Below are 13,772 nucleotides of genomic sequence, written 5' to 3' on the forward strand. Positions count from 1 at the left end.
AACTAGGGGTGGCATTCGTAAAATCTTATGCACAATAGTACATTAAGTCAACTCATGAATGGTCAGTAATTTTAATAGTTTACCTCATTATAGTTTACAATAACTAATCATGTTTTTTGCGACCCAACTTAGAAAAGAAGGCTATCATGACAGACTGATGCTGCTTTTGACGGTTTAATTTGCAGATAAGTTCCCTAACTCACCCTATTTTGCTCCTTCAATCAGATCTTTATATTTACGGTATAAGTTACGATAATCATAGTTTTGGCTAAATTGTTGGGCATTTTCTCCAATATTTACCCGTTGTTCAGGATTATTCAAAAGTTGAGCAATGAGAGAAGGATATTCTTCTAAGCGATCGCAAATAATTCCTTCTTTTCCAGACATCACAGGATAACCCCGAAAGGCAACAGTTGTTCCGAGAATGACTTTTTCATAGGCCATTGCTTCGACGGTTTTTAAGGATGTTCCTGTGCCTGAAAGAAGAGGCAAAACAATTAAGTCCGCTTGTTTATATAATATTGAGAGCAGGGAATTTTCTACTTTTCCTAGGGAAATAAAATTATCTTTTTCTTCGGGTTCCCAACAACTACCTACAATGACAAACTGACAAGCAAGTTCGGCATAACTTTGAGAAAAATCTTCAGCCATTTTGCGAATAATTTTGACTGCTTCTATATTAGGTTGATGCTGACTTCCCACAAATAAACAAAAGGGTTGATTGAGTTGTTTAAAAGGGCTTTCTGATAACAATATATCGGTAGATTGATAATCAGAATCTTGCTCTAAATCAACTGGGTTAGGAATAACAGTCGCCGCTAATTCATACTTTTGTAAAAAAGCCTGATCATTGGCAGAAACACAAATCACATGATCTCCTTGTTTTAGGGACTTAATTTCTTCTGTTAGGGCAATTTTTCCCATTAACGTAGAAGGATCAAGTTGTTGTGCTAAAATATCATGGGCTGTGATGATTAACTGAGTATCACATTGATGACAAATATCTGCCACTGTTAACGCCCAAAAAGGATATTCTAAAACGATAGTATCTGCCCATCCTGCTAAGGTTTTCACCCAGTTAATAAACCCTGAATCAAAGCGATATTGATAATATATCCAAGGCAACCAATGATTAAATTCTTGTGAAGTTTCTGGGGATTTATTCTGTTCATCTAAGTCAAAATTTAGGGCATCAAACCAAGATTGATAGGCATCAGCATAAATATCTTTTACTAAACAATAATCTTGATAGGACTGTTGATAATAGGTATAATGTACCTCACCCTGTCGAAAATCTTTTGCTTCTCCTGTGGTGAATACCCAAACTTGATAGGATTGTGATTTTAAATAATCAATTAGTAGTCCCACCCGTTTACTTGCTCCACTTTTTCGCTCTAAAATATCTCCCCAAGGGTATAAAATGGCTACCTTTTTACCTGTTTCTTTTAAGGATAAAGCCCGTTCATTAAGGGTTGAGGTAAAGACAGAATCCATTATCTTAAAATACTCAGTTTTCGATGAATCTTGACCAAAAGAAATAACATATTTATCAGGATTTTTTACTGTTTCTTCTAGTTTTTCAAGTTCATTATCATAATGAGTTATTAACACATTACATTGATTCAATAACTGGCATTCTAATTGATACTCACTCAAGTCAATTTCTCGATGATTATTGAGAGCATATTGATAGGATTTAATGGTAGAAACTTCACAAATAATTGAAGACTGAGTTACATTAAATTTATCAATAAGACTGTAACTAACAATTGAATTCAATATAATAATATCAAATTGATTTGTTTGTAATAATTGAGTTAGATCTGAGGGTATAATTAAGTTATATGTATCAACTAAATCTCTTTTAAAGCTCGTTTCTTGATTCAAGAACTCTTGAATATAGTCTTTAGGATTAATGTTATACGGTATTAGATCAGGCGATCCATAATTAACAATCCATCTTTGTTTTAAGGGGAATTCCTGAAAAATATCATCAATTACTGGATATAATTGATGATAAAAAGGCTCATAATTATCACCTTTCCATTGCTCATTGTTGGCAAAAAATAGTCCATAAACATCATAACCACAAAGTCCTAAATATTCAATCTGATTAATAAAAGATGGTAAAATCAGATTTTTATCTAAGAAAAAATCACTTTCTAAAATCAAAAGAACCTTCGGAACTAATAAAGGAACAGGTTGAGATGCTGTCTCATTATTGACTTCAAATATTACTTGTTCTTCTACAGTATCAATATTAGTTAAATGATTAGTGTTAGAAAGTAAAACATTGACCAAACTATCTGGTGAATTTTTTTCACCCCAACCCTTAGAGAATGCTTTTGCTGCTTCCGAAAATTGGGGTAAATTTTTAATAATTCTAATTACCCCTTCAGCAATTTTATCAGGTTTTTCATAAATACTTGCTCTTGACAAATCGACTTGCTTTGCCAACCAACTATTACTAGGAACAACAACAGGTTTTCCTGCTGCTAATGCTTCTGTTAATACCCCTGAAGTTCGGACATTATAACTATTAGGATCATAAGGTAAAATCAAAAGATCAGCTTCCCCTAAAAGTTGATAATAATCATCAGCAGACATTGCTTGTTTAATTAGGGTTACTTTCTGCTGTGGATATCTTTCTAATTCTAGACGTGCTTGAGGTATTAAACCCTCCCCTCCTTCAATACTAAAATTCGATTGAATCGTCAATTTTATTTGGCCAGGTTGAATATAATCTTTCCATAAAGATTGAACAACATCAGGTAAATAATGATAACCTTTTTCGGGCCTTGCATCTCCTAAATAAACAACATTTATAGGTCTATTTAGATTTGATTTTTCGGTTAATTCCTTTAACTTCTCCTGTCGAAATGGAATAGGAATTTGACTAAAAATAACTTTACTTAGGGTATTATGTCGTTGAACTAGATCAATAGTATCTGTATAAAACTGTATAATATTTGGCCATAATTGAGACTCATAGCATTGATCGAGAATTGTTTTTAACCCCATTCCTTTTGCATAAATAACCAAAGGATCTTCAATATCTCGACGCAAAAGAATATGAAAGCGAGGCAGTTGAGAGCGATCACTTGATGCTAAAAAATGATAAACTTCTTCAACTTGTTCAATGCCAATAGTATGAATAAAAACTTCATCTTCTGTGGTAAGTTTAATCTCTTTTAAAACCTGAGACAAGCTATCTTGAAAACTTCTAACTTTTTGGGTTAATAATTTAAGTAATGCTTGATTTATCTTTCTAAAAATAACAATAATCAGATATCTTAATACCCCCCAAATAATCTTAAAAACTCCCCATAAAGTATTAGACAATGGAATAGAACGAAGCAACTCAATATCTTGTTTAATCCAGTGACCTAATCTTGAGGTACTTCCTTGAACTTTTTCTAAAAAAAGCTTAAGTTTAGGTTGAGTTAATTCCCAATACATGAAATAAAATGTTAGTTTAGCACTAATTTTAACTGATAATTTTCCTAAAGGATTATCATTTAAAACCTCAAGTATTTTTTTGAATTTATCATTCCAGTTGCCCAAACTTTTAGAAGAAATAGGGTTATTAAACCAATCGACTTCAAAAGCTGAAATGATCTGAATATTATCAGGATATAATGATTTTGGAAAGGTATGATTAGCAACGATTATAGGGTGATAACCTTGCCTAGCAGCAGCTTCAGCGACAGATATACTACACTCATAATGATGTCCTTGAAGATTACAGAGTGAGTGATCGATAATAATAAATTTTTTCATAAGTGATGAGTAAATTGAGATTTTTATAATTATTAATCAGTGTATTGGTATCGTTTAAGAATATCCCCAAACAAATTATTTAAAGTCTCAATTGTTGAGCTTTTTAGCTTTTCCTTGTGATCTCCAGGGATCACTTTTCTGATATGGTTATCTGGGTTTTCTTCCGTTGGGCGGATATCATATTTACTCGCTATTTGTTTAATAGTTTCTTGAGGAATGTTGAAGTTAAGGAAATCAAGCATATCAATAATCCATTTTTCCTTATTAAAGATCACATCTTCATAACGAAAAGTTTTCAAATCTTGATTAAAATCTAAGTAATTATGATAATCATTCCAATTTTTTAGAAAGAATGATGCTTCCCTAACAACATATTCATCAATCGTCATTTCTAAAGCTTGTTGACGAGCAGATAACATCATACTTTTCTTTAATCCTTTTTCGGGAATAGCATGACTATAGGCGATGGAAAAAAAGCGACTCACCACAAGATCTCTGGGATCTCTAACCAATAGAATCTTCTTACTACGTTTTAAAACTAAATTATCTCTCATAAAAGGAGGAATGACTCGGAAACCTAGATAACAATAACCATCTTGAATAATCTTAGATAATTCATTTTCATTAACCCACTGATCCAAAGTAATTCCTTCTGAAAAAGCACTGCTAGGTATATCAACCCGTGGAATATCCAGATAATTAGTGATATCAATCATAATTTGATTCAATAATACACTTCCCGCTTTATGTAAAGAAAAAACAAAAAATGCAGGATAAGAGCTAGGAGATGCTAAATCTAAGGTTAGAATTTGTTTAGATGCTAAAGAAATTTCTACTTTCATCAGTTAAGTATTTTCAATTTGACTAATAAGAATTAAAGTATCCGACAACTAATTCGCTTCAATTGGTAAACCTAAAGCTTTTTTTACTTTAAACCAAAGTGAGCGCAATTTCCCAAATTTGCTGATTTTCATCCCTTCAATTTCTGAGGTTAGGGAAAGAGACGATAAAAAATACTGTTACTGATGAAACATTTATTCAAGATTGTCAGTCCTCACCCTAGGTCAACTCAGTGAATCTGGGACTGCAGATGGGCATCTGGCAGCATTTCTAGATAAAGTTTTTCAGCCAGACTTGACAAATGCTCAATTATTTGGGCATCATACTTATCAAACTCAAGTTTACCATTCAATCAATGCTAAAGCAAGAAGATGTAAAGTTCTCGGTGATAACGGTTTGTAAGAATGCCGAGAAATTCATAGACAAGGCAATACAGAGTGTTGTTAATCAAACTTACTCTAATATAGAATACATTATTATTGATGGTAGTTCTCAAGATAGCACAATAGAAATTATTGAAAAATATCTAGGGAAAGTTAGTAAATTTATTAGTGAACCTGATCAGGGTATTTATTCAGCAATGAATAAGGCTATCAGGTATTCAACCGGTGATTTTCTCTGTTTTTTAAATGCTGATGATTATTTTGTTGATAATAATGTTATTACTGATGTTGCCAACTATGTCAGTGAAAATACCTCTTGTGATTTCATTTATGGAGATTTAGAAGTTCGTTATCCTTCAGGGCGTTTAATTTGTGTCAATCCTCCCTCTCCCGAAAATGTTCTTGATGAATTAGTGTGTGGTTGTCTTCCTCATCAAGCGAGTTTTTCCAAAGCCGATCTTTTTTTCTCAACCATAGGATTTTTTAATGAAAACTACAAAATATCATCAGACTATGAATGGTTTCTGAGACTTACACAAGATGAAACAGTTAAATTAAGTTATTATCCTAGGTTAATCAGTTCTTATTATTTCGGGGGAGTATCCAGTCAAATTAAAATTTCTGTTCCTGAATCTTATCGCATCCAAAATCAACATCCACTTTATCAAACCCCCTATTGGATGAAAAGAAGGATTTTGAAGTATCAAGAGTTTGTGATTAACTTAAGACAATGGTTAACTGCTACTGAAGAAAGTCGAGATTATGTTCAACAGCAATATGCTGCGTTAGAACAAAAATATCAAAACCTAGAACAACAGCATCAACAACTTCGAGAACAGTTAAAAAACCTGAAAAGTTGATGGCTGCTTATCTAATCATTACTTCCTTATGAAATAGTCTCATGAAAACTAATTTAAAAGAATCAGAAATGAATCCTATCATAGCAGATGAAATCAACAATGATGAATTTTATCAAGCCCTTCAAGAAATCGCTCGTTTCAGCAACATCAAAACTGTTTTAGAAATTGGCTCCTCTGTCGAAAAATACAGTACAAAAGCATTAATGAAAGGGTTAAGAGAAAATTCTAACGAGCCAATTCTATTTTGTCAGGAAGTATCTGAAACCAGTGTTAATGGAATTCAATTAATTAAACAAGAGAACTCAATTCAGCAATTTGATCTTGTATTAATTAATGGTTCTGAGTTTACTGGAACGGTTGAATTAGATCAGGTGTATGGGGCAAAAATCATTCTTTTGGATGACATTTGCACTTACAAAAATTGGGAAAGTCATCATCGCTTATTATCCGATCCTAACTATAAACTAATTAAACAAAGTTCAACCCTACGTAATGGCTATTCTATTTTTATCAGAGTTGATTCTTTATCAACCTTTCAACCCCCTATCAAAACTGTAGAAGAACAACCCATTCACTTTTTTACCATTGTCTTGAATGGGGAACCTTTTATTGAATATCATATTAATATTTTCAAACAGCTTCCTTTTCCATGGCACTGGCATATTGTTGAAGGAGTGGCCGAACTAAGACATGATACAGCCTGGAGTTTAGCCACAGGAGGAGAAATTCTTAATAACATTCATCATCAAGGGCGCAGTCTTGACGGAACTACTCAATATTTAGATGAATTGCAACAGCAATATCCCGAAAATATTACTATTTATCGTCAAGCAGAAGGGGCCTTTTGGGACGGGAAAAAAGCCATGGTCAATGCGCCTATAAAGAACATTCAAGAAGACTGTCTATTATGGCAAATCGATGTAGATGAATTGTGGACAGTGGAGCAAATTATTCAAGCCAGAAAATTATTTAATGAGTATCCTGACAAAACAGCAGCTTATTTTTGGTGCTGGTATTTTGTGGGAGAAAAACTCGTCATTAGTAGTCGTCATTGTTATACCCAAAACCCTAACCAAGAATGGTTAAGAATTTGGCGTTTTCAACCAGGAGACATTTGGGAAGCTCATGAACCCCCAAGGTTAGTCCGTCCTCAACCCGATGGCAAAACCAAAGATATTGCTAAAATAAATCCTTTTTTACATGATGAAACTGAAAAAGAAGGACTACTTTTCCAACACTTTGCTTATGTTACGCCCGATCAACTTCAATTTAAAGAAAGTTATTATGGTTATCAAAATGCCCTTCAGGATTGGAAAAATTTACAGGAACAAACTGAGTTTCCTCTTTTATTAAAAGATTACTTATCATGGGTTACAGATGAAACCGTTGTTGAACCTGCCAATATTTGTGGTGTTGTTCCCCTGATGGAAAAAGATATTACCTGCCAATCTTGGCGTTTTTTAAACTCGCAAGAAATTAATGAAAAAACTATGGATGTGAAAAAACCTTTTCCTCAAATTGTCATCGATGGAGTCTTTTTTCAGTTTGCTAATTCAGGCATTGCCCAAGTTTGGAAAAACTTATTAGAGTGTTGGTCAGAGAACGGATTTTATCAACATATAATTGTTTTAGATCGGGCGGGAACTGCCCCCAGAATTCCTAATATTCGCTATCGTCCCGTTCCGGCTTATGACTACAATCAAACGGATGTCGATGCTCAAATGCTTCAGGAAATTTGTGATGAGAAAGGGGCTGATTTATTTATTTCCACCTACTATACCACTCCCCTATCTACCCCTTCAGTTTTTATGGCCTATGATATGATTCCCGAAGTAATTGGAGCCAATTTAGAAGATGTTGGCTGGCGAGAGAAGCACTATGGCATTATGCACGCCTCTAGCTATATTACGATTTCTGAAAATACGGCTCATGATCTAGTGCAGTTTTTTCCCCATATTTCACCTGAGGAGATAACCGTTGCTCATTGTGGACTCAAACCCGTTTTTTCTCCAGCTAACGCCGAAGAAATTGCCCAATTTAAAGAAAAATATGCCATCGATAAGCCTTATTTTCTCTTAGTCGGCGAAAGAATGGGAGTAAATAGTTATAAAAATGCGATTTACTTATTCAGAACTTTCTCAAAACTGGTTGATAAACAACAATTTGCTATTGTTTGTGTGGGAGGAAAACCAGAATTAGAGCCGGAATTAGCAGCACTTTCCCAAGATATAACAACTTTTGTCTTATCCCTAGATGATGAAGCCTTAAAAGCCGCTTATTCGGGATCTGTTGCCTATGTTTGTCCCTCCAAGTATGAGGGGTTTGGCCTGCCAATTTTAGAAGCGATGGCCTGTGGTTGTCCCGTGATTACCAGTCGTAATTCTTCTATTACTGAAGTGGCAGGAAACGCCGCTTTATATGTTGATCAATTAAATGAATATGATTTAATTGATGCTCTCTATAAAGTTCAAAACCCTGAAATTCGGCAAAATTTAATTAAGGCTGGATTTGCCCAAATTAAGCAATTTTCCTGGTCAAATATGGCTGATATTATGGTTGATGTTTTCCACAAAACAGCAGACAAACTTCAAACGGGAAAGCTTACACCTGTACCCCCTATTTGGGAGGGGTTAAGAAAACAACAATCTTTAGTTAAACAAGCTAATAATCTTTTAGCACAGACCCAACAGGAATTAGATCAGACTCGTAGTCTTGCCGAGCAATATAAATGGGAATTAGAACAATGTCGTCAACAGTCTCAAGCTGCTCCTGTTGCCCCTGTTATTCCTCTTCTTAATCATGAAGAAATCCCTGCTTTAAAACAACAATTAGAAATGTCTTACACTGAATTAGCCAGAGTTCGCACTGAATTAGAAACGGCTAAAACTGAAGTAGAAGCCATGAAAACTAGCAAATTTTGGAAATTACGAACAAAATGGTTCCGCGTTAAACAAACCCTAGGTTTACCAATTGATGAAGCCTAGTCATTTAATAGGGATTGATAACTTATGCTTTCTATGCAGAAACAATTTTTGTTTATTCATGTTCCCAAAACAGGTGGGAATAGTCTTCAGAATATTTTGAGTCACTATTCTGAAGATAAGATTGTAATTCATGGAAAACATCAAGATGGAATTGAACGTTTTGAAGTGAGAAATGATAACTATGAAGTAACAAAACACTCAACTTTAAAACATTACCAGGAAATCTTAGAAGCTGATATCTATCAAAAACTTTTTAAGTTTGCTACGATTAGAAATCCCTACGATCAGATGATTTCTTGGTATTTTTCTCCCCATCGAGGAGTTAACGAATGGGTTAGACAAGATTTCATTTATTTAATCGAAGAAGTGCCAACCTTGAGGGAATATATTGGCCTTCCTACAACTTCTTTTTTAAAGAAAATGACGACAAAATTTGGATTATCCCTTAAGTTAAAACCGCCTAAACTGGATCGAAATATCGATTTTTTAATAAGATTTGAACATCTCAATGAAGATTTCAAGAAAGTTTGTGGGATGATTGACATCCCTTATGAACCCTTACCCATTCGCAATAAATCTCAAAGAAAACACTATTCCGCTTATTTTGATGAGGAAATCAAAGAAAGGGTTTATCTTAAATTTCGAGAAGAAATAAAATTTGGGGGTTATGAATTTGATGAGGGAAAATCTTGATATAGCATTTCCAAATTAGATATAAATAGTAACACAGCCTTCTAGGCTGTTACAAGCAAGATGCTTGTGTTACAGTGTTCACAATTCATTGGTAAACACTATATAACCTTTTATTCTTCTGCTTTCATACCAAGGGATTTTTTCAGCCGCAAGAAACGCTCCCTTAATTGCCAAAATTTACTACTTTCCATCCCGACAATAATTGCTTCACTTTCATTGATTTTTTCTTGTAATTGATCAATTTTTTCTAATAAGGAGATTCGATTTTCTTCGCTGTGATGTAATTGCTCTTTAATGTCTTCTATGGTTATGTCCCGTTGTTCAATCACCTGTTTGAGTGATTCTTGTTTTGCTTGACTCAGTTGCAGTTGTTGGGTTAGATCTCTAACTTCTGCTCGCAATTCTCCAATCAGCTTGATATGATGCTCTTGTTCTTCCCTAAGTTGCTTAACGTCCCCTTCTAGAAAACAAATTTTTCTGTTTACTTCAACTAATTCCTGTATTGTATCGGCTAACTGCAATTGTGTATCATATAACTTATTATGAGCCTCTGCTGATGTCTGTGCTAGATCATCATACTCTTGTTGCGCTTTCAAAATTATGCGATCGCGTTCTTGCCGAGCTTGGAAAACGGCGCGATCGCGGGATTCTAGGACTTGCCAAACTGTTTTTAACTGTTCTGTGTTATTCATAACCCAATAACTGATCTGCCCTCCGACAGTTTTCATCATTACTCGCTATAATATATGACTCAGACTCTGTATTACTGGGAAGTAACTTAATCTCCCTCAGTTGTCCCCCCCTCGATGATTGCTTCAGAATATTATCCCCTGTACAGTTTTCAAACTGGTGGAATTTATTGATAAAAGCGGGATCATAATTGATTTCAAGGGTTTCACAAATTAAACGAATTTGAGTAGTGGGATCTTGACATATTTCTTCATACTTGAAAACGGGATAATCACAAACCGCTTGAGCATAGGTTAAATAGTTTTCTCCAAAAGCTTCAATGGAAAGATTTAAGTGTTTAAAGGTGCGAGTAATCGAGTCATAAACATCCGCCGCACCACGGGCGATCGCTATTGGTAAACAAGTAAATCCATAATGGGATAAATATAAATTTTGTTCTAACAATAAACTCGGTGTTAGTATGTTATCGTTAGTTGGATTATCAATAAAGTTGGCCGCTGTCCAGTCACGAATAATCAAATGATGATGGGATTCTTTGGCTTGAGTTGCCAAAAAGATTATTTGTTTACCATAAGATTGAGCCGTAAACCCCTCTAGCTGATCCTCTTTGAGCAAATTAAGCCATTGCTGTGCTTGCTCCGTAATCGGATGGACTGACCCCAAGGGATTAACCTCCGATAAAATAAGATTGCCAGTAATGCTCCCTAAACATCGATTAACTAACGTCCCCCCAGAACGAGGATAACCATAGATAATAGGAATTTTCATTAATAACTACAACTCAACAGCATTCAGTGATGATCATACATTATAAGTTCTTTGAATAACCATTAGACTATAACCTGAGTCATCGGTCAACAAATAACCTTCAATTCCTAAATAACAAATTCCAGAAATATTAGAGACGCAAGGGAACTTTGTCCCTTGGTTTATGTCTCTCTCAATGGGGACGAGTTCTCACTTGTAATGTTTCATGTATTATCTAGCAAAAATTTTTGTGAAAAAACCTAGAATTATGGGGATTTTTTTTGTAAGCTAGAGGCATCAGGAAAAAACATCCTGAATTAACCATAAACTAATACCTCAATTGTGGTTGAGGAGTGAATTCAAAGGAGTGCAAAGTAACTATGGCTGATTTTATTGGAACTAATGAGGCTGATACTATAGTAGGAAGTGTTGCAAACGACTTAATCGACGGATTAGGCGGTGATGACTTACTCAATGGTATTAGTGGCAATGACACCGTTAAAGGTGGTCAAGGTAATGACACAGCAGACGGTGGCGACGGCGATGATACCGTTCGAGGTGGTGCGGGAGATGATTCCCTACAAGGGAATGTTGGAGATGATAGTGTCATAGGCGGCGACGGTAATGACACCATCTTTGGTTTTACTGGAAATGACGTCCTCAAAGGTGGAACTGGTCAAGACTCCATCGACGGTGGTGACGGCGATGATTCCATCAATGGGGGAAATGCCATGGATACCCTCCTTGGTGGTGCCGGAAATGACACTATCCAAGGTGGGAACGGTGCCGACAGTGTTGATGGTGGAGACGGCGATGATTCTCTCCAGGGTGGAACGGGTCAAGACACGATTACTGGTGGTGCTGGATTAGATACCATCCGAGGTGGTAATGGTGCTGACTCCTTAGATGGTGGAGCCGACAACGACTCCCTTGTTGGTGGTAACGGTAATGATACCCTATTGGGTGATGCCGGCGATGATGTATTGCAAGGTGGTGCCGGCCAAGATAGTCTAGTCGGTGGTGATGGTAACGACACCATACAAGGTGGTAATGCCATAGACACTCTAATGGGAGAAGCTGGTGACGACTCCCTCATCGGTGGCAATGGTTTTGACAGCCTGGATGGTGGTGCCGATAACGATACCCTTGACGGTGGTGCTGGTCAGGATACCCTATTGGGTGATGCCGGAATGGACAGCCTATCTGGTGGTGATGGTGCTGACTCACTGGACGGAGGAGCCGACAATGACACCCTCGACGGTGGCAACGGCAATGATAATCTAAATGGTGGAGCCGACCAAGACTCCCTTGTCGGTGGTGCCGGTAATGACTACCTCCTCGGTGGAACTGAAGATGATACCCTTGAGGGTGGTAACGACAATGACACCCTTATTGGTGGTGAAGCAGCAGCAGCAGGCGATGGTATAACTGACATCCTTACTGGTGGCGGTGGTTTGGATATCTTTATGCTTCAAACTACCGCTAACGATGCTTGGGCCGATACCATTACCGATTTCACCGTAGGAACAGACCAATTTGGGTTAAATGGGTTGCTGTTTACTGATTTAACGTTTGCTCAGGCTGGTATGAATACCACGATCACGACCGGTGGTTTTATCATTGCCACTGTCGAAAATGCAACGGTAGATCAAATCGACTTTATCGGCAACTTTACTGAGATAACTGTCTAGACTAGCTGCCCATAATAACTAATTTTTGAATTAGTATTTAATCCCCCTGTTACTCTCTAGTATTGGGGGATTTTTTTATATCTTATTGTTGGCTTTTGATAATAAGCGCAAGCCAGAGGGCGCAAGCATTGCGCCCCTACCGGCGGACAAATGGGACGCGGGGGCCATTTGTCCGCCCAAATCCCTCTTATCATTGACGATTAAAAAAACAAATCTAAATATAATTGTTGTGATTGTTGCTCAATTTGTAGATAATCTGGGTCATTTTGCCAAAAGCTAGGATTATTAATAATATATTTTCTAATCACTGCCAAAGACGTTTCATCTCGAACAATAGATTCATAAAAATTTCGTTGCCAGATCGGAATATTTGTGTTTAGCCGAAGCAAATTAATTCGTTTAGTAACAGCCGATTTAAACCCCGCAACAAATGACGACAAAGAATTTGGTTTTTGCCGTAGGGGCGCATTGCGTGCGCCCAAATCCCTCTTATTGTCCTGATTTGCGCCCACAATACCCCTATTTTGATAATCTGCGCCTAAATCCCCCTTATTTTCATTGCCAGAACAATCATTAATTATAACAATTCCATGTAAATGATTTGGCATAATAACCCATTCATCTAATTGAAAATTGGGTCTAATTATTGCGGTTTTTAGCCATTCATCAGCGACAATTTTACCGAGTTGATTGAGACACATTTGACCATTTTTTATTTCCCCACACCAACATTGTTTTTGGTAGGTACAGATGGTCACAAAATACGCCCCTGGTTGGGAATAATCATAATTTCTGATACGAATAGAACGACGATGATGTTTTTCAGGATCAAAGGTCATAGATATTCCTACACATACCGAGGATATTTTAACCCGAAACCGTAGGGGCGCATCGCGTGCGTCCAAATTGCGCTGATTCCCCATGATGTTGGTAAGGGCGATCGCGGTTGAGCCGACAGGTATTTTAACCCGAAACCGTAGGGGCGCATCGCGTGGGCCCAAATTGCGCTGATTCCCCATGATGTTGGTAAGGGCGATCGCGGTTGAGCCGACAGATATTTTAACCCGAAACCTAGGGGCGCATCGCGTGGGCCCAAATTGCGCT

Annotated in this window: 9 protein-coding genes; 4 read left to right on the forward strand and 5 right to left on the reverse strand. The window is 36.5% G+C overall.

Going from position 1 to position 13,772, the window contains the following annotated elements:
• Window positions 1-204: 204 nt before the first annotated feature.
• Both VB715_RS11450 and VB715_RS11455 read right to left on the reverse strand, forming a co-directional pair.
• Entirely contained in the window at window positions 205-3,780 is a 3,576-nt protein-coding gene (locus VB715_RS11450) for a glycosyltransferase (RefSeq protein ID WP_323301333.1), read from the reverse strand.
• Window positions 3,781-3,812: 32 nt separating this feature from the next.
• Complete coding sequence (locus VB715_RS11455; protein WP_323301334.1) at window positions 3,813-4,622, reverse strand: sulfotransferase domain-containing protein; 810 nt, start codon at window positions 4,620-4,622, stop codon at window positions 3,813-3,815.
• 353 nt (window positions 4,623-4,975) lie between these two features.
• Here VB715_RS11455 and VB715_RS11460 point away from each other — a divergent pair, with 353 nt between their 5' ends.
• The 3 genes from VB715_RS11460 to VB715_RS11470 are packed head-to-tail and all read left to right on the forward strand — an operon-like array spanning window position 4,976 to window position 9,540.
• Window positions 4,976-5,863 (forward strand): glycosyltransferase family 2 protein, encoded by an 888-nt coding sequence (locus VB715_RS11460; protein WP_323301335.1) that lies wholly within the window; start codon window positions 4,976-4,978, stop codon window positions 5,861-5,863.
• A gap of 41 nt (window positions 5,864-5,904) precedes the next feature.
• Window positions 5,905-8,847, forward strand: a complete 2,943-nt coding sequence (locus VB715_RS11465) for a glycosyltransferase (RefSeq protein WP_323301336.1) — start codon at window positions 5,905-5,907, stop codon at window positions 8,845-8,847.
• 24 nt (window positions 8,848-8,871) lie between these two features.
• Window positions 8,872-9,540: a sulfotransferase family 2 domain-containing protein gene (locus VB715_RS11470; RefSeq protein ID WP_323301337.1), complete on the forward strand. Its 669-nt coding sequence runs from the start codon at window positions 8,872-8,874 to the stop codon at window positions 9,538-9,540.
• Window positions 9,541-9,650: 110 nt separating this feature from the next.
• On the opposite strand, the gene VB715_RS11475 is transcribed toward VB715_RS11470, so the two are convergent.
• On the reverse strand, window positions 9,651-10,232 hold the full coding sequence (locus VB715_RS11475) for a hypothetical protein (RefSeq protein ID WP_323301338.1): 582 nt from the start codon (window positions 10,230-10,232) through the stop codon (window positions 9,651-9,653).
• On the reverse strand, window positions 10,225-10,998 hold the full coding sequence (locus VB715_RS11480) for a sulfotransferase family protein (protein ID WP_323301339.1): 774 nt from the start codon (window positions 10,996-10,998) through the stop codon (window positions 10,225-10,227). Before VB715_RS11480 ends, VB715_RS11475 begins: the two co-directional genes overlap by 8 nt.
• 359 nt (window positions 10,999-11,357) lie before the next feature.
• On the opposite strand from VB715_RS11480, the gene VB715_RS11485 reads away from it, so the two are divergent.
• Window positions 11,358-12,668 carry a calcium-binding protein gene (locus tag VB715_RS11485; RefSeq protein WP_323301340.1) on the forward strand — a complete coding sequence of 437 codons (1,311 nt, stop codon included), beginning with the start codon at window positions 11,358-11,360 and terminating at the stop codon, window positions 12,666-12,668.
• A gap of 200 nt (window positions 12,669-12,868) precedes the next feature.
• Here the strand turns inward: VB715_RS11485 and VB715_RS11490 are convergent, their stop codons facing one another.
• Window positions 12,869-13,507 carry a transposase gene (locus VB715_RS11490; protein ID WP_416336931.1) on the reverse strand — a complete coding sequence of 213 codons (639 nt, stop codon included), beginning with the start codon at window positions 13,505-13,507 and terminating at the stop codon, window positions 12,869-12,871.
• Between the last annotated feature and the right edge of the window lie 265 nt (window positions 13,508-13,772).

The organism is Crocosphaera sp. UHCC 0190 (assembly GCF_034932065.1).
Lineage (GTDB): Bacteria > Cyanobacteriota > Cyanobacteriia > Cyanobacteriales > Microcystaceae > UHCC-0190.

Coding starts and splice junctions, on each gene's coding strand:
- VB715_RS11450 (WP_323301333.1), bottom strand. CDS start 3,780: ATGAAAAAATTTATTATTATCGATCACTCACTCTGTAATCTTCAAGGA.
- VB715_RS11455 (WP_323301334.1), bottom strand. CDS start 4,622: ATGAAAGTAGAAATTTCTTTAGCATCTAAACAAATTCTAACCTTAGAT.
- VB715_RS11460 (WP_323301335.1), top strand. CDS start 4,976: ATGCTAAAGCAAGAAGATGTAAAGTTCTCGGTGATAACGGTTTGTAAG.
- VB715_RS11465 (WP_323301336.1), top strand. CDS start 5,905: ATGAAAACTAATTTAAAAGAATCAGAAATGAATCCTATCATAGCAGAT.
- VB715_RS11470 (WP_323301337.1), top strand. CDS start 8,872: ATGCTTTCTATGCAGAAACAATTTTTGTTTATTCATGTTCCCAAAACA.
- VB715_RS11475 (WP_323301338.1), bottom strand. CDS start 10,232: ATGAATAACACAGAACAGTTAAAAACAGTTTGGCAAGTCCTAGAATCC.
- VB715_RS11480 (WP_323301339.1), bottom strand. CDS start 10,998: ATGAAAATTCCTATTATCTATGGTTATCCTCGTTCTGGGGGGACGTTA.
- VB715_RS11485 (WP_323301340.1), top strand. CDS start 11,358: ATGGCTGATTTTATTGGAACTAATGAGGCTGATACTATAGTAGGAAGT.
- VB715_RS11490 (WP_416336931.1), bottom strand. CDS start 13,507: ATGACCTTTGATCCTGAAAAACATCATCGTCGTTCTATTCGTATCAGA.